The organism is Microcoleus sp. T3_B1 (assembly GCF_036700445.1).
Lineage (GTDB): Bacteria > Cyanobacteriota > Cyanobacteriia > Cyanobacteriales > Microcoleaceae > Microcoleus.
Genome location: NZ_JAUBOX010000002.1, coordinates 80079 through 97927 on the forward strand (window position 1 = coordinate 80079; position 17849 = coordinate 97927).

Sequence of the window (17849 nt, forward strand, 5' to 3'; positions counted from 1 at the left end):
GGAATCTCTGCAGGTTGAGTTCAGTGTCTCTGCAACAATCTATCTTTAGATAGATGCAGCATGAATATTGTTAGTAAGTAGTGTTTAATTTTTGAGGGGCGACGGCGATCGACAAGCCAACTGTTGGCCCGGTTGCAAGTATTGCATGGTAGGCAAATCCCGCAAAAAGTAAAGCAGACAGACCAGGAACTTTGACTTTTTTTGACAGGATCGATCGATATTCAGGAAATAAGGGGAGAATTCAAGGGAATTGGAGTTTGAGAGGAGCGACAAAACAATATAGAATTAACATGGGCATCACTACAAAAAAATAATCTGCCAAACGAGGTAGCAGTAGTTAGTAGCAAGCGAGATAAATTACTACATAGCTAGTTGTTTCTAGCCAGAAGCGCGAAACTATTTGTTCAACAGGGTATAGCTAAACGGTTGCATAGAAGCAAGACTCCAGCGGTGCCGATTCCTGGGACGCAGACGAAAGTTAAGGAAAAACAAGCGTACTAGCCAATCAAGTCAGAGGGGGGATTTACCTCGCGGCAAGCAGCAATAGACTTGATGAGAAGTTAGGATTGAGATGTGAATGCTCAACTCATGAAACCAATTGATTTTTACATTTTTTTAAGCGATTCAAAACGCAAGACTTTTTTGGGCTTCACTTAACCAGCCGCAGCCCGATAAAATTTTGTATCCGATAATTAATATTTAAGTAAAAGGAATTTTTGTGAAAACGCTCAATATCCTCTTAGTAGAAGACAGTCCCCTAGATGCCGAACTGATTGAGGCATATCTAATGGATGGCGGGCTCCAATTTTCTCTGGTGTGTGTGGAAAATCGAGAAGACTTTGCCACGGCGCTGGAAAAACAACGTTTTGACATTATTTTGGCAGATTATATGCTGCCTTGTTTTAACGGGATAGCTGCATTGGAAATCGCCCACACTACTTGTCCGGGAGTGCCGTTTATTTTTGTGTCGGCTACTTTGGGCGAGGAAGTGGCGATCGAAACTTTGAAAAGCGGCGCTACTGATTATGTTCTCAAACGCCGTTTGATACGCTTGGTGCCGTCGATTCAGCGGGCCCTGCGGGAAGTTCAAGAACGGAACGAGCGCAAGCAAGCCGAAGCACAGCAGCAGGAGAGCGAAGCTCGATTTCGGATTATGGCAGATACCGCGCCGGTGATGATTTGGATGTCGGACACTGACCAACTTGGCGATTACTTTAACAAAGTTTGGCTGGAGTTTACCGGTAGAACTTTGGCGCAAGAAATGGGCACGGGTTGGATGGAAAACTTGCACCCTGATGACTTGCCAGAATGTTTGGATATTTACCAAAAAGCCTTCGACGCTGGCAGCGAGTACCGGCTCGAATGCCGGCTGAGACGCTATGACGGGGAATACCGCTGGGTGTTGGGTACTGGCGTACCCCGGTACAGGCCCGATCGCACTTTTGCAGGTTACATCGGTTCTTACATCGATATTAGCGATCGGAAACAGGCAGAACAAGAACGCGCTGCTGCTTTGTCCCGCGAACAAGCAGCGAGGTTGCAAGCAGAAGAAACAGCTAAAGCGCTGCAATCGGCAAACGATCAAATTATTAACATTCTCGAAAGCATTACCGATGCTTTTATCGCAGTAGATTTAAATTGGAACTATACCTATGTCAACCAGAAAGCTCAAGAGCTTTTAGGCAAGTCACAAGCTGAACTGATCGGTAAAAATGTTTGGGAGATATTTCCCTGGGCGGTCGATTTACAGTGTTACAAAATGGCTGCCAAAGCATTAGCAGAAAATGTAACGGTCGAGTATGAAGAATTCGTGCAGCTATGGAATAAGTGGTTGAAGGTTCGTTTTTATCCTTCGGATTCTGGTTTGTCGGCTTACATTCAAGACGTTAGCGATCGCAAGCAAGCAGAAGCTGCATTCAAAGCTAGCGAAGAAAAGCTGAGAATGTTGGTCGAAGCTAACTTGATCGGCATTATGTTCGGGGATGTTAACGGCCGTATCATGGAGGCCAACGATGAATTTTTGCGAATAGTTGGTTACACGCGGGAACAGTTGCAGCGCGGGGAATTAAACTGGATTGAGAGCACGCCGCCGGAGTACCAGTCTCTCGACGAGAAGGGGATTGCAGAGGCACAAGAAACGGGAGTTTGCACTCCCTACGAAAAGGAATTCTGGAGGAGAGACGGTAGCCGGATTCCGGTGCTGATCGGATATGTTTTGCTGGCGCAAAAGCGACAAGAATCTGTGGCTTTTATTCTCGATTTGACGGTTGGCAAGCAGTTGGAAAGAGAACTGCACGATCGAGCCGAGGAATTGGCGCGGGCGAACCGGATTAAAGACGAGTTTCTAGGAACTTTGTCCCACGAATTGCGGACGCCGCTGAATGCGATGCTGGGATGGGCGCAACTGCTGCGAAACCGCAAGTTTGACGAAAAAACGACTGTTCGCGCTCTGGAAACGATCGACCGCAATACGCGCTCGCTGGCAACTCTGATCGACGATTTGCTGGACGTGTCGCAGATTATTACCGGGAAATTGTCGCTGAATTTGCGGTGGGTGGATGTGATTTCGACTGTTGAGGCTGCGATAAATACTCTCGCGCCCGCGATTGGGGCAAAAAATATTGAAATTGTGACGGATTTCGACCCAACTGTGGGGCGGATTTGTGGCGATGCCGGCCGCTTGCAACAGGTGGCGTGGAATTTGCTGTCGAATGCGATTAAGTTTACTCCCGATGGCGGACAGGTGAGGGTGGCGGTGCGGAAGGTGGAGGGGACGATGGCCCGTGAGGAATCCGCTTGCTGTAAAAATTTGTCGCCCGCTTGTGTGGAAATTGAGGTCAGCGACACGGGACAAGGGATTTCACAAGAGTTTTTGCCCCATGTTTTCGAGCGGTTCAGCCAAGCTGACAGCTCTATAAGGCGATCGTACAACGGATTGGGTTTGGGTTTGGCGCTAGTGCGTCATTGTGTGGAAATGCACGGGGGGACGGTGCAAGCGGCATCGGCTGGGAAGGGACAGGGAGCGAGCTTTTTGGTGAGATTGCCAATTAAACAGCCGCGTGGCGACGGCGGATTTTCTGTTTCCGGGTCGGGGGAGTTTGGGGCTCCTCAAAGCCAGACGCCAGCCGCTGTAAAGGAGTCTTTTGTCAGCAGCAATCTTTCGGGAGTGCGGGTGTTGGTGGTCGATATCGACGCTGATTCCCTCGATTTTACCTGTACAGTGCTCGAAGATTGCGGGGCCTTGGTGGAGACCGCTAGGTCGGGAATCGAAGCCCTGGAGGCGATTGAAAGGCTGAATCCAGATGTGTTGGCGATCGATATCGAGATGCAGGCCCCTGATGGAGAGGCTTTGCTGCAGCAAGTGCGATCGCTCCTGGTGGATAGGGAAATTCCGGCGTTGGCGTTCACGGCGGTTGGTAGGGTACAGGAACGGATACGGGCACTGCAGCAGGGTTTTCAAATTTACGTGCCCAAGCCGATCGAGCCTGCTGAGTTGGTGGCGGTGGTGGCAAGTTTGGCGGCGCGATCGAACGATTTTAGATTTTAGATATTAGATTTTAGATTGACTCCGCGATGACCGATGTCGTAACTACACATCAATTTTCTTGGATTCGAGCGATCGCTCGAATCCAAGAAAAACTTTTTTTAGTATTAATCAGAATTAGAGCTAATTTGTCAAGCCCCAAAAGTTATAAATTTAATTTAGATCACAGTCTGTAGTTTTTGATACTGATAACAGCTTTTAAAAAGAATGCAACTGTAGAAAAGTTTCAAACCCTGATCATCAGCAGTCCGACTTCTAAAATCTAAAACCTAAAATCTAAAATTGTATGAGGTTCAGGGACGATCGCCCTTAACAGTATCTCCTCAAACATCAAGTTCACAACTAGGTGCTTCATTAAGCCAAAAAGTGGATCACAATCAACCTAATTTGTCATACCCCAAAAGTTATAGATTTAATTTAAGTCAAAGTTTTTAGCTTTTGATCACAGGTGCAGGGACGATCGCCCTTAACAGTATCTCCTCAAATATCAAGTTCAGCAACGAGATGCTTCATTAGAAAAATCTTCGGCCGGCGTAAATGCTTATAACACTCCTCTATTGCCCGCCGTGCAAGGATTTTTTGATTCTTGGATGTGGACTCGCCGCCCGATTCCCACTATCGACGACTAGATACCAATTGCACCCGACCGGCATCCATTTCATCCATTAATAACTCTAAAGCCTCATAATCAATATCCGAGATGTACCCCAAACGGGTGAGCTCGTAATTGATTTCGTTTTCAATGTCAGGCGTCAACTGCTTAATGTAGAGGGCTTTTTCTACAAGTTGACGAATAGCATGAGTTGCTTGCATAGTAAGTCGGAGAACTCCGTACAGTTTTATTCTCCTCTAAACTGTCGAGCAAACAGGTGATCTAGATCAGAACTAATAAGTGATTTAAATTACATTGTTCAGTTTTATCTAACAGCTACGGCAAAGTCAATCGCAATTTTTATAGTTGCCAAGACTAAACCTACAGGCATAAATAAAAAATAGTATAGTAGCTTACGTTTCCTCCCCAAATCTTACGCAAAACTTCATAAAAAAGAGTCAATAAATAAAGATTCAGTAAAACTACTGACAACAACTGGTCAGTTTGCCTCAAATTAAGTTAGGCTCAGAGTAATCAAGTAGGTTTAGGCTTACATCCGTCCAGCGCAGTAGTTGAAAATACGTAGCAATCATAGGTTTGACATATGCAGACACTTCTTGCCCATAAACCAATTACGGTGATTCGACCCCTAGACTACCTGAATGCAGCCACCGCCGGAGAATTCGACGTACAACTAACGACAGCAATTGCAGCCCCCGGAGTTGTAGCGGTACTCGTAGATTTGGCCGAAGTAAAATTTATTGACAGTGCAGGTTTGATGGCATTGGTTTCGGGCCTCAAGCAGGCGAAAAAAATGGGGCGCAGGTTTAGTCTTTGCTCGGTATCCCCTGGGATTAAGATGATTCTGGAACTCAGCCAACTCGATCGAGTTTTTGAGATATTTGAAAATGTCGATAGCTTTGATGCCGAAAACTCCTGCGTAAAACAACACTGTTGACATACTCACCGCCCTAAAAGTGCGGTGATTCTTGACACTTCACTGACTGACGCAACCGAAGTCGTCTTACTCTGTCTCTGTGGTTAGAGTCGATGCCTATGTTGCCACAGGACACCTCTCCTTCAGAACTGTACGTGCGGCTTTCACTGCATACAGCTCAAGCGTCAATATCTACTTTTCCTTTTGAGAATTTCGAGCTACACGGGCTTCTCCGTGGATAGGCTGGTGTTGGTGACATTGACGGTGGAGCATCTGTAAATTAGATTTCTGCCAATTATTATGGTTTCCATCCGCATGATGTAGCTCTACCTTATCGCCACTGAGAAATGACAGTCCACAAGCTTTGCATTTATGATTTTGTTGCTTCAGAAGTGATGTGTTAATCGCTGAGTAATTCTTGTTTTCTCTCTTAGCCCAGTAGGTTAAATCGCCATCGAACGGGGATTTATCTCCGGTCACATTGTTATGGGAACAAGCTCTCCAAGGTACCATAGGGAATGCCTTATGGATTACTTCAGTTGTACCTTGACGGTCGAAACTCCCTTGTTTGCGGATATATTTCCATGTCCAATAGGCTTGTGCCCATAGGTCGTGTGAGGTCATATCACAGAATTGGTTATAGTTTCTCCAGCCTCTTACCAATGAGCCGCATTTGGCGATTCTTTGAAGGAGGGTGAATCTACTATCTTTCATCGTCACTTTAATCTTGGCTTTTACCTTTTGGGTATTTTCCTGGGATGGAGTGCTGATGAATTTTCCATTAGGCTTGACTTTGAAGTTCCATCCTAAGAAATCAAATCCTTCTGTTGCCTTTACGAGCTTGGTTTTGCTTTCTTTAACCTGCAACCCTCGTTCTTCAAGAAATAAATTGATGCTTAAACGTAGTCCGTATTGGTCAACCCCTGGTTTACAGAGAAATACGAGGTCGTCAGCATACCTTAAACAGGTGATGTTTTTATTCTTGAAGCAATCTTCGATTCCGTTGAGAGCTATATTGGCTAATAGTGGGGAAATTACCCCCCCTTGTGGAGTACCTGCCGTTGACGATGGGTACTCCCCTCTAACTCCTGCTTTAATGGCAAGTCTTAAACCCTTAAGAGCGATTTTTGGCAGTTCTGTCTTTTCCAGAATTGTCTCGTGACTTATCCGGTCAAAACATTTTTCAATGTCCATTTCCAGTATGGTTTTGGATATTCCATCGCTGGTAGACCTTAAGGCTGAGAACAGTCGTTTCTGGACATCGTGCGCCCCCCTTCCTGGTCGAAACCCGTATGAATTGCCGTGGAATGTTGCCTCGGCGGCGGGTTCAAGCGCATACTTGAGTAGACATTGATACGCTCTATCACTAATAGTGGGTATTCCTAATTTCCGTTGAGTGCCATCCTTTTTTGGGATATTTACTCTTCGTAGTTTTTGGTGTTCCCACTTCTTCCAGCCTTTTAGAAGGTCTTGGGCTAATTGCATCCGTTCTTTGTAGTTCAGTGCAGTTTTGCCGTCTACCCCTGCTGTGGCTTTACCCTGATTTAATTGGGTGACTTGCCTGACGGCTAAATATTTAGCCGCCTGGGAGTTGAGTAATAACTTCTGAAGCTTACACACTAGCTTGCGGTCGCCATTCTTCCGAGCTTTATAAATCCTTGTTTGCAGGCGGAAGACAAGCTTCTGGAATTTCTTCCACGGCAATGCTTTCCAATTATCAACTTCAATTTCTTGAGTCGCCATAACTTTCATTTCTGAGCCAACTACTTAAGTGATTTAGTCTCTATCGACCGTGACCAGTTAGGCTTGAGTCCTTAGTTCTTGCCGTTTCGGTCACATCCTACCCGCTTATTTCATATGTGGCTTTGATTTGCCCTACCTGGGTTGTTCGACCACCCCAGGAGATTTAAGCGTTTTTCTTCGTTCCGTAGAGTGATAATTACTGATTTAGGACTCTCCACTTCACCCACCACAACCCAGGATTGCACTTGTTAACGGAATTTCAGTGCGGGTCTTGTGTGGTTATCCGATGTTCGTTTCCATCGGTACTCTTTGGATGCTTTTTCCGAAGATTCACGTTTGTTATCCATGTCAGCCTGCCTAACGGGTATCCAGGCATCACAGCCCTTGTTTTTCCCGTCCTATTCCCAGCTTCACTTTGATGATCAGTCTCTGTGTGGGTAGGTTTGGCGTCACATCATCCTTAATGGGGAGGACTTGCACCTCCATCCCTCTACAGTTGTCCTTACTTTATTTAAGGGTCGAAACCCAGGCGATGTAAGGACTCTAGGTTATTGATTTACCTAGAAACGAGTCGCACTCCGTTTAGAGTCGTGGCAATGCCCTATCCCGACTTTGTTTATATTTTTTGCAGCGTTCTCATCGCGTTCGTGTTCAGTGCCACAATTCAAACACTGAACCGATCTGATTTTTAAATCCAGTCTTCCCCACTTAAAGCCGCAATCCGAGCAAATTTGACTGGTAGGCTCCCAGCGACTAATTACTCTAAAGTCTCGACCAAATTTCTCAGACTTTGCCTCGCACAAAGTTCGGAATTCTCTCCATCCCTGAAGACTAATAGCTCTAGCAAGTTTGCGGTTTTTGACCATTCCAGACACATTCAAGTCTTCTAAAACGATAGTTTGGTTTTCACTAACAATTTTGGTTGACAGCTTGTGCAAGAAATCTTTACGGGTGTCTGCAATTTGATTGTGCAGTTTGGCTATCTGAATCCGAGTTCTATTTCTGCGTTTCGAGTCTTTAGATTGCCGAGCTAGCTTTTTTTGGAGTTTACGAATTTTTCGATCTAACACTTTATAGTCTGGACTTTTAGCTTTCTCCCCATTACTCATCACAGCAAAAGTTTTAATCCCTAAATCAATTCCGACACTTGGGTTTTTAGCATCAATTTGAACGGGCTTAACTTCTACTACAAAGCTCAAGAAATAGCGATTAGCACAGTCCTTTAGTACAGTTACAGAGCTAGGCTCTGATGGTAACTCCCTAGACCAAATAGGGCTAACATTTCCAATTTTTGCCAGATACACGGACTCACCTTTGATAGAGAAACCTGTTTTAGCAAAAGTTGCAGACTGACTGTTAGTCTTTTTTTTGAATTTGGGTTGACCCACTTTCTTGCCTTTTCTCTTCCCTTTTAGGAAATCAAAATAGTTTTTGTAAGCAACCTCTAACTGTTTGAGGGATTGTTGCAGCGGCACGGATGAAACATCGTTCAACCATGCCCTTTGTTCTGTCTTTTTAGATATAGTTAGAGACTTGGATAGAGTGTTGTACCCAGGATATTTGCCACATCTGCTAACAGCCAAAGCATCGTTCCAAACAACTCTTACACAACCAAACAACTGAGCCAAACTCTGGCGTTGTCTATCGGTTGGATAGAATCTGTATTGGAACCTTGCTTTCATTATTTTTAGCTGTTTTACTACTTTAGTATGCCATACTATTTTAACACGATCGGGAAAATTCAGAAGGAATTAAAGCCGTCCTAGAACGACGGGGTTTTAAACCCATTTCTTTGATAAAGCCTCCTCATCGACGAGAACAGGCAACAAAACACAGCAAATTCGGTTAAATGGCCGAAAAGACAGACGACTGTCGTTGGCGTATTGGCAGATTTTAAGGTAGGCTGCTTAAGAGTCGCAACTATTTAGCGAGTCGAGCCGTGGCAGTAAAAGTCGAAGAATTACTTACAGCAGAGATTAATCAGCCTGCTCGTTATCTGGGAAACGAATTGGGTGCTACGCACAAGCCTTGGGACGCGGCGTCTGTGCGCTGGGTTCTCACTTACCCAGAAGTGTATGAAGTTGGTGCTTCCAATCTGGGGCACATCATCCTTTACAACATTTTGAACGCTTTGCCGAGGCAGTTGTGCGATCGGGCTTATTTGCCCGCCCCCGACTTGGCAGCAAAACTACGATCGACCAAAACTCCCCTGTTTGCCGTAGAATCGAGGCGATCGCTCACAGAATTTGATATTCTGGGCTTCAGCCTCAGCTACGAACTCGGAGCAACAAACATTCTGGAAATGCTGGATTTAGCCGGCATTCCACTAACTTGGCAAGAAAGAGCGACTAATCGCCAAAACGGTCAAATGCCGCTGATTTTTGCTGGCGGACAAACGGCAACTTCTAACCCCGAACCCTACGCTGACTTTTTTGACTTCATCGCTTTGGGAGATGGAGAAGAGTTGCTGCCAGAAATTGGCTTGATTTTGGCAGAAGGCAAAACAAATAATTTGAGCCGAGAAGCATTGCTGCTGGATTTAGCGCAAATTCCAGGCGTCTACGTCCCGCAATTCTACGATATGGCGGCCGACGGTTCTGTTCATCCCAACCGCCCGCAAGTTCCCGAACGAATTCTGCGCCGCGTGGCAACTCCCATACCAGCTTATTCGATCGGCCTGGTTCCCTACGTCCAGACAGTACACGACAGACTGACAGTAGAAATCCGCCGGGGATGCACCCGCGGGTGTCGCTTCTGTCAGCCGGGAATGCTGACTCGCCCAGCGCGCGATGTCGAACCTCAGCAAGTCGTAGAGGCGATAGAACAGGGGATGCAAGCCACCGGGCACAGCGAGTTTTCCCTGCTTTCCCTGAGTTGTTCCGACTATCTGGCACTCCCAGCAGTCGGGATGGAAATCAAAAATCGCCTGAAAGATAAAAATATTTCTCTGTCTCTACCCAGCCAGCGAGTTGACAGATTTGACGATAATATTGCCGACATTCTCGGCGGGACGCGACAAGGCGGTTTGACTTTTGCGCCGGAAGCTGGTACTCAGCGGATGCGCGACATCGTTAACAAAGGTTTGACAAACGAAGAATTGCTTCGGGGTGTCAAAACTGCGGTCGATCGCGGCTGGGATAAAATCAAGCTGTACTTTATGATCGGTTTGCCGGGAGAAACAGATTTTGATGTTCTCGGCATCGCCGAAACAGTCCGCTGGCTGCACAGGGAATGCAGGATCAATGGCAGGCGGGGACTGACTTTTAACTTGACAATTTCTAATTTTACGCCTAAGCCTCACACTCCTTTTCAGTGGCACTCGGTTTCTACTGCTGAGTTTTCCCGCAAGCAAAAACTCCTGAAGGAAGAGTTTCGGGGGATGCGGGGCGTCAAGGTGAATTACACTGATGTGCGGATTTCGGCAATGGAGGATTTTGTCGGACGGGGCGATCGACGTTTGGCTGCTGTAGTCCGCCGCGCTTGGGAACTTGGCGCGGGTATGGATGCGTGGTGGGAAAGCTTGGATCAGGCTTACAAAGCTTGGACTCAGGCGATCGATGAATCGGGCCTTACCTGGAAATACCGCCAAGTCGAAAGCGGCGAGTGGAATCTTTTTGAGAAGGAAGAGGAGAAGGAAGAAGAAAGAAGGAAGAAGGAAGAAGGAAGTTCGGCAACGGATTCTGTAACGGATGTAACGGATGTCAGTCCGATGGAAGTCGGAAGAAGGAAGAAGGAAGAAGGAAGAGAAATCAAGGAAGATTTTCCCAATTCTCCCCATCTCCCCCTCTCCCCCTCCCCCAATCTCCCCCTCTCCCCCTCCCCCTCTCTCTCTCTCGATCAGGCCCTGCCTTGGGATCACTTAGATACGGGAATCGACAAAAACTGGCTGAAAATTGACTTGCAAAAGGCTTTAGAAGCAGCGACTGTTCCCGACTGTTCCTTTGAAGGGTGTTCGCGCTGCGGGGTGTGTGGCACCGATTTCGGACACAATGTGGTTGTGGATGCGCTGCCAATTCCTGAGTTTGCTGGGGAGTTTGTCCCGAATACTGAGCGGAAACAGCGTTTTCGGGTTTGGTTCGGGAAGGTGGGCGATATGGCTTTGGTTGGTCATTTGGATTTGATCCGATTGTTCGATCGAGTAGTCCGCAGAGCCGATTTGCCGATTTCGTTTACCGGCGGGTTTCACCCGAACCCTCGGATTTCTCTGGCAAATGCTCTGCCTCTGGGTGTTACCAGCACTGGGGAAATTGCCGATTTTGAGCTAACTGAGTCGATCGATATTGAGAGTTTTCGGGAAAAGTTGGCCGCTAAGCTGCCGGAAAATATTCCGATTTACAAGGTTGAGTCGATCGATCTCAAGGCTCCTTCTGCTAACCAGTTGTTAGAAGCAGCGGAGTACGTAATTACTGTGACCTCGGCAGGCTCCTTGACAGAAAATGACCAATTAGACCGGGAAAATACTGCTCCTGTCTCCGTGGCTCCTGATGCCAATTGGGATGCTTGGGTCAAGACGATCGCCGAAACCGAGGCTTTTTGGCGGGTGCATACTACTAAGTCTGGAAAGACGCACAATGTCAATTTGCGCGATCGACTCCACAAACTAGAACTTGTAGAGCACAAACCAGACAGCAGCACCTCTGCCTCTGGTACTACATCCGAAGGTAGAGCCGTCTTGCGCTTTACCGGCAGTTGTCGCAGCGACGGCAACTTGCTAAAGCCAGAACATATTGTTTTCATGCTCGAACAAGTCAGCCAGCAGGAAATTCAGCTTCTGCAGGTTGAGCGTAGTCAGCTAATCCTAGGTTATGGTTAAGATAGGGAAGCCGTGGTGGAATTTTTCACCTTCGGCTCTCGATCGGGATGTGTCGTTTCACGCTATAATCGCTTGTTATGGAAGCCGCGGCGGCTCGAGCGCTTTAGTCGCTCGTCGCCCTCGTCAACCAGCAACGCGGGCTGGGTGCAATTTGCTTCTGTTCAAGACTTCAAGCCTTTTTGTTGTACATTCACGGGCTAAATCTAGCGCCAAACCCGCCGGAGGGTGTGAACCAAATTTAGCGATTAATTTCGATCGATCGACTGGTTGTCGGTGGTCGGCTTATTCAAAAATCTCACGGTTCAAACCGCAGAGCGGGTATTCAACAATAGATGTTTTTGACGGGTCAAAAAACGGAGAGAAGCCCCGACTTAAGTCGTGGAGAACCAAAAATTTTAGATTTTAGATTAAAGTTCCAGCTCCCAGATTCATCTGTGGAGTCAATCTAAAATCTCAAACCTAAAATCTAAAATCGATTGACCCGTCAAAAAACGGAGAGAAGCCCCCGACTTAAGTCGTGAAGAACCAAAAATTTTAGATTTTAGATTAAAGTTCAATCTCCCAGATTCATCTGTGGAGTAAATCTAAAATCTAAAATCTAAAATCTAAAATCGACTGACCCGTCAAAAAACGGAAATAAGCCCCCGACTTAATTCGTGGAGAACCAAAATTTTAGATTTTAGATTAAAGTTCAATCTCCCAGATTCATCTGTGGAGTAAATCTAAAATCTAAAATCTAAAATCTAAAATCGACTGACCCGTCAAAAAACGGAAATAAGCCCCCGACTTAATTCGTGGAGAATCCAAATTTTAGATTTTAGACTAAATTTCAATCTCCCAGATTCATCTGTGGAGTAAATCTAAAATCTAAAATCTAAAATCTAAAATCGACTGACGAGGTTTTAGGGTTGGCCGGGGCGGAGGTTGCAGTCGAATGCCAAGCTGGGGTATGTTGAGTGCGATCGCGCAAGAATTCAACAAAAGTCTAGGCGCTTTCACTCCTACCTACTTCCCTCAAAACCAGCCCTCTACCACCACGCAAGCGGAGTTATCAGTTCGTAGTGTTAAGTTGTGTGTTAAGAAATTGGTACGGTGTCAATGAATTTATTCGCGCTCGTTCAAAGGAAGAGTTGTAAGTGTTGAATTTTGAGTATTGATGTCGCAATTCTCAACTCAAACCTCAATAGTGCTAACTCGATAAAAGCCTCCTTATTTCTATCTCTCAGATTTATCTGCTGAGCATAACTCATAACTCTGTACGGGCGGGTTTAACTACTTTATCTGTAACAGTTAACAGTGAACAGTGAACAGTCAACAGTTAACAGTTAACAGTGAACGGTCAACAGTTAACTTTCCTTCCACCCTGCACCAACTCACAGCTAATAACTCTTCAAGCTACTACTAATTACAGTCTAAGTCAGAGGCACTATGAGTGCGTAAGTGTCTCTAACTTGCTGCCAGTTTTTTGAGGAAATTGAATGACAAAGCAGATAGTTATAGCAGAGCAGCATCGCATTGCTGCCGTCTTTTCAGAAGATCAAATCCAAGAACTTGTGGTAGCCACAGGCAGCCACCAAGTCAGTGACATTTACTTGGGAATTGTCGAAAATGTACTCCCTGGGATAGATGCGGCATTCGTCAATATTGGCGATCCCGAACGTAACGGGTTCATGCACGTAACAGACCTCGGCCCCCTGCGCCTTAAACGCTCGGCAGGAGCAATTACAGAACTCCTGACCCCCCAGCAGAAAGTGGTGGTACAGGTAATGAAAGAACCGACGGGCAGCAAAGGCCCCCGGCTGACAGGCAACATTACCCTGCCGGGCCGCTATTTGGTACTGATGCCTTACGGCAGGGGAGTCAATCTCTCGCGGCGGATCAAGTCGGAAGCAGAGCGCAACCGCCTCAGAGCCCTGGCTATTTTGGTGAAACCGGCCGGCATGGGGCTGCTGGTACGCACCGAGGCTGAAGGGATGACTGAAGAAGCCATCATGGAAGATTTGGAAGTCCTCCAAAAACAGTGGGAAGCCGTTCAACTCGAAGGCGGTACTTCGCGGGCGCCGGCACTGCTCAACCGGGATGACGATTTTATCCAGCGGGTGCTGCGGGATATGTTCAGCGGTGACGTGAATCGGATTGTGGTGGACTCGCAAAATGGAATTAAGCGGGTGAAGCAGCAGTTGATGAGCTGGAACGGCGGTAAACTGCCTGCGGGAGTTTTGATCGACCACCACCGAGAGCGCGCCTCGATTTTAGAATTTTTCCGGGTTAACGCTGCGATTCGAGAAGCCCTCAGACCAAGGGTTGATTTGCCTTCGGGTGGTTATGTGATTATCGAGCCGACTGAGGCGCTGACGGTGATAGATGTCAACTCTGGCTCGTTTACTCGATCGGCGACGGCTCGGGAAACTGTACTCTGGACAAATTGCGAAGCAGCCACGGAAATTGCTAGACAACTGCGGTTACGCAATATTGCCGGGGTGATTATTGTTGACTTTATTGACATGGAATCCCGCCGCGATCAGTTGCAGGTGCTGGAACATTTCAATAAAGCTCTCAAAGCTGACAAAGCTCGGCCACAAATCGCTCAACTGTCGGAATTGGGACTGGTAGAACTCACTCGCAAGCGGCAAGGTCAAAATATTTACGAGTTGTTCGGCCACAGTTGTCCTACTTGCAGCGGGTTGGGTCATCTGGTGCGCTTGCCAGGGGAAGAAGACTTCGCCGCAGCGGTGCGGGAATCGGCCGATCGCACTGTTGCTACGTCGAACCGCGTTTTGTTGAATTTGCCCGAAGGATTGGAACGCCGCAGCTTGACGCCTGTGGCGGCTGCAACTCCTGCACCAGTGCGGGAAGAACGCCCCCCCGAACCTGCTCGGGCTGCTTGGGAACCTCCGAGTCAGAGCGAAAGTGTGGATTTTGAGACCGGCAGTAACGCCTCGCCTTTGGACTTGCTCAACCATCCCAGCTATCAGGATTTGGGGAACGGAACTAGACGGCGCCGCCGCCGCCGGATTGGCGAAGAGCCTTTTGCTCTCCCGGCGGAGGAGGAACCTGTACGCAGCAAGTTGCGGCTGCCGAATACTTCGAGCGCTCCCGTCGCGGATACGCGCTCTGAGTATCTAGCACCCCCCGGCATCCGGGCCGCGTCGGAGGGCTTCGGGCTAGTGAATATGGCGACTGTGGGCAGGCGCGAGGATTTCGATCGCGTGCGTCCCGCTAAGTCGGAGTTGATGAAGCCGATGGTGGAGCCTCCAGAGGTGATTTCGGTGGAAATGACGGCGGAGGAGCAGGATGTTTATGCTCTGATGGGGGTCTCTCCTTTGGTGCTTACGGATCGCAGCGTGAAAAATCCTAAGAATGCGATCGTTTCGGTGACTCTCCCCGGAGCGGCCCCGAACAAGCCGCCTTTCGAGCAGCTCGAATTTGAATTTGAACCGACGGCGCCTGTACAGAATGCACAGGAACGGGATTATTATCCAGAAAGGTCGGTAGTTGAGCCTGCTTTTTCTGAGGATGATGAGGCCCAAATTTACGGCGAGAGTTCGATCGACCAAACTGATGGTTTTGATCGAATGGAGGAACCCAGCGATTTGATGGGGGAATCCTATGAGCCGATCGAATCCTATGAGCCGATCGAATCCTATGAGCCGATCGAATCCTATGAACCGATCGAATCCTATGAGCCGATCGAACTCAATGAGCCGATCGAACTCAATGAGCCGATCGAACTCAATGAGCCGATCGAACCCAGCCAACCCAGCGAACCCAGCGAACCCGAGGAGCCGGCTATCAACCGCCGCCGCCGCCGCCGCTCGTCAGCCGTTGTGGATGAGTGATATGAAGTCAGAGGGAAGAAGGAAGAAGTCAGAGGTTCGAGGGAAGAAGGAAGAAGTAGAAATTTTTACTCTCTTCCCATCTTTCCATCTTCCCCTTTCCCCCTCTCCCTCGAACACTCTACTAATTGCGGGTGTGGATGAAGTCGGACGAGGCGCTTTGTTCGGGCCGGTGGTGGCTGCAGCCTGCATTTTGCCCGACGAAGTTCTCGATGAATTAGCAAGTTGCGGGGTGCGCGACAGCAAGCAGTTGAGTGCCGCAGCCCGGAGTCGGTTAGCTGTGAAAATCCGGGCTGTGGCGGTTGACTGTCAAATTGGTGCGGCTTCGGTGCGGGAGATCGATCGCCTCAATATTTTGCAGGCTTCTTTGTTGGCGATGAAGCGGGCGATTTTGAAGTTGAAGGTGACGCCGGATTTGTGTTTGGTTGACGGGAATCAAAGGATTCCCAATTTGTCGATCGAGCAAGAGACGATGATTAAGGGTGATGCGCGATCGATTCAGATTGCTGCTGCTAGTATTGTGGCGAAAGTTTGGCGCGATGAATTAATAGTACGTTTGGCTGTTAAGTATCCTGAATATGACTTGACAAATAACAAAGGATATGGTACTGCTAAACATAAGTTAGCTTTGGAACGTTGCGGGCGATCGGCTTTTCACCGATTATCATTTAGCCCTTGTCGAAAATCTTAAAATAGCGGTGAAAAACTTAGCTAATTCCAGCGCAATTATTTGACACTCCCCAGCCTGAAGGCGTGGGGATTCTTTGATCTACGAGCCAGTTTGCTGAGGCAGGATTTCTCCAACAACAGTAGAGACTAATTCTCCCAAAGAGTTGCTTGGTTCAAGACCAAAGGTTCCGGTATGCCCTACCGTACCCAATCCTCGACTAAGGATATTTTTAGCTGCGTTTTCGTCACGATCCAAGACACAACCACATTGACAAGCATGAGTTCTTGTAGATAGCGTTTTTTTCACGATTTGACCGCAGCTAGAGCATTCTTGACTGGTGTATTGGGGATTCACCGCAACCGTGATTTTCTCAAACACTTTCCCAAAGTATTCAAGCCAAACACGAAATTGATACCAAGATGCGTCATTAATGGACTTAGCCAGACAATGATTCTTCACCATGTTTTTGATTCTCAAATCTTCGTAGACGACTACATCGTTTGATGAGATTACGCACCTTGCTAATTTCACAGCATGGTCTTTACGTTGTCTACTTATTTTGAGATGGCGTTTACCTAGAATCTGCCGAGCTTTGCCCCTGTTTATTGAACATTTAACTTTCCTGGATACGCGACGCCCATAGCGTTTGAGGACTTTCTCACCTTTTCTTAAAAACCTCGGGTTTTCAACCGTAGTTCCGTTTGAATCGGTGTAATATTCCTTCAATCCCACGTCTAATCCGATCGTAGTACCAGAGGGTTCTGTGTTTTCTTTTCTATCGACATCCACACAGAATTGGACGTACACGCCATCAGCACGTTTGAGCAATCTCACCCTTTTTATTTGGCTAATTTGGTAAAAATGTAGATCGCGTGTGCCTTTTAGTTTTAATCGTCCAATTCCTTTTTTGTCGGTAAAGTTGATTGATTTGAGATCGTCAGCAAGTTTCCATCCAGTGGTTTTGTATTCCACCGAACGGCCATCTCTTTGAAATTGTGGATACCCTTTTTTACCAGGAATATTTTTCTTGCAGTTATCGTAAAATCGGGAAATAGAAGACCATGCCCGTTCTGCGCTAGCTTGTCTTGCCATTGAGTTGAGTTCGTCGGCAAAAGGAAAATCGCGAGCTAGTACGGCGCAGTATTTATTTAAGTCGTTTTTACCCACTTTCTTGTTGTCCATCCAATAACGCAAACAGCTATTGCGGACAAACTTAGCGGTACGAATTGCTTCGCCTACTGCTTTGAACTGATTCGATTTTCCGTATGCCTTGAACTCAAAAACTAACATGACTTCACCTCCCCTCTTATACTACACGCTCCAGCATAAAACTTTAGGCTAGTTATTAAAATTTTACAATTAAAGCCGGCCACTGAAGAAGGGGTTTTAAACCCAAATCTTTGATAAAATTTGAAAAACCAAGAATTTCCGCTTAAAAAATTCAGCTAGTACAGGCTGAACAATGTCTATCACCTGTTATATCATTTCCGGTTACACTCATACATGATGTTGACGGTTGACTGTTGACGGTTGACTGTTGACGCCGTGAACAGTGAACAGTGAACAGTGAACAGTGAACAGTGAACTCGGATTTACTATTCCGATGCTAACGGATTTGATATTAGAGAAACGAGCTAAGCAATAGAGCTGTCTTAGTCTATTCCCAAATTTATCATTTTCAGGCTCCGGTAGCATCTATAGAATCTTTATTTAA

General features: G+C 47.0%; 9 protein-coding genes. 5 read left to right on the plus strand and 4 right to left on the minus strand.

Features of this window, described 5'->3' with window-relative positions:
- Positions 1-718 precede the first annotated feature (718 nt).
- Complete coding sequence (locus tag QT990_RS01720; protein ID WP_333464841.1) at positions 719-3547, plus strand: PAS domain S-box protein; 2829 nt, start codon at positions 719-721, stop codon at positions 3545-3547.
- Between the two features lie 612 nt (positions 3548-4159).
- Here the strand turns inward: QT990_RS01720 and QT990_RS01725 are convergent.
- A complete protein-coding gene (locus QT990_RS01725) occupies positions 4160-4357 on the minus strand; it encodes a hypothetical protein (protein WP_015176637.1) in 198 nt (65 codons plus the stop codon).
- Positions 4358-4740: 383 nt separating this feature from the next.
- On the opposite strand from QT990_RS01725, the gene QT990_RS01730 reads away from it, so the two are divergent.
- The gene (locus QT990_RS01730) at positions 4741-5094 is read left to right on the plus strand and encodes an STAS domain-containing protein (RefSeq protein WP_333141446.1); all 354 of its coding nucleotides are present in this window, start codon (positions 4741-4743) and stop codon (positions 5092-5094) included.
- 171 nt (positions 5095-5265) lie between these two features.
- Here QT990_RS01730 and QT990_RS01735 read toward each other — a convergent pair whose 3' ends face one another.
- Together QT990_RS01735 and QT990_RS01740 are read right to left on the minus strand one after the other, a co-directional pair.
- Positions 5266-6816, minus strand: coding sequence for a reverse transcriptase domain-containing protein (locus QT990_RS01735; protein ID WP_333141444.1), 1551 nt, complete (start codon positions 6814-6816; stop codon positions 5266-5268).
- Positions 6817-7376: 560 nt separating this feature from the next.
- A complete protein-coding gene (locus QT990_RS01740; protein WP_333141442.1) occupies positions 7377-8498 on the minus strand; it encodes a transposase in 1122 nt (373 codons plus the stop codon).
- A 257-nt stretch (positions 8499-8755) separates the two neighbouring features.
- Here QT990_RS01740 and QT990_RS01745 point away from each other — a divergent pair, with 257 nt between their 5' ends.
- The 3 genes from QT990_RS01745 to QT990_RS01755 all read left to right on the plus strand — a co-directional run bounded on the left by QT990_RS01745 (position 8756) and on the right by QT990_RS01755 (position 16156).
- A complete protein-coding gene (locus QT990_RS01745; RefSeq protein ID WP_333464842.1) occupies positions 8756-11629 on the plus strand; it encodes a TIGR03960 family B12-binding radical SAM protein in 2874 nt (957 codons plus the stop codon).
- A gap of 1478 nt (positions 11630-13107) precedes the next feature.
- Entirely contained in the window at positions 13108-15468 is a 2361-nt protein-coding gene (locus QT990_RS01750) for an Rne/Rng family ribonuclease (RefSeq protein WP_333141436.1), read from the plus strand.
- 1 nt (position 15469) lies between these two features.
- Complete coding sequence (locus tag QT990_RS01755; RefSeq protein WP_333141485.1) at positions 15470-16156, plus strand: ribonuclease HII; 687 nt, start codon at positions 15470-15472, stop codon at positions 16154-16156.
- A 78-nt stretch (positions 16157-16234) separates the two neighbouring features.
- Here QT990_RS01755 and QT990_RS01760 read toward each other — a convergent pair whose 3' ends face one another.
- Positions 16235-17425 (minus strand): transposase, encoded by a 1191-nt coding sequence (locus QT990_RS01760; RefSeq protein ID WP_333306313.1) that lies wholly within the window; start codon positions 17423-17425, stop codon positions 16235-16237.
- Positions 17426-17849 lie beyond the last annotated feature (424 nt).

Excerpts from the sequence above, each read along its gene's own strand:
- QT990_RS01725 (WP_015176637.1), bottom strand. The coding sequence starts at position 4,357 with ATGCAAGCAACTCATGCTATTCGTCAACTTGTAGAAAAAGCCCTCTAC.
- QT990_RS01730 (WP_333141446.1), top strand. The coding sequence starts at position 4,741 with ATGCAGACACTTCTTGCCCATAAACCAATTACGGTGATTCGACCCCTA.
- QT990_RS01735 (WP_333141444.1), bottom strand. The coding sequence starts at position 6,816 with ATGGCGACTCAAGAAATTGAAGTTGATAATTGGAAAGCATTGCCGTGG.
- QT990_RS01740 (WP_333141442.1), bottom strand. The coding sequence starts at position 8,498 with ATGAAAGCAAGGTTCCAATACAGATTCTATCCAACCGATAGACAACGC.
- QT990_RS01750 (WP_333141436.1), top strand. The coding sequence starts at position 13,108 with ATGACAAAGCAGATAGTTATAGCAGAGCAGCATCGCATTGCTGCCGTC.
- QT990_RS01755 (WP_333141485.1), top strand. The coding sequence starts at position 15,470 with ATGAAGTCAGAGGGAAGAAGGAAGAAGTCAGAGGTTCGAGGGAAGAAG.
- QT990_RS01760 (WP_333306313.1), bottom strand. The coding sequence starts at position 17,425 with ATGTTAGTTTTTGAGTTCAAGGCATACGGAAAATCGAATCAGTTCAAA.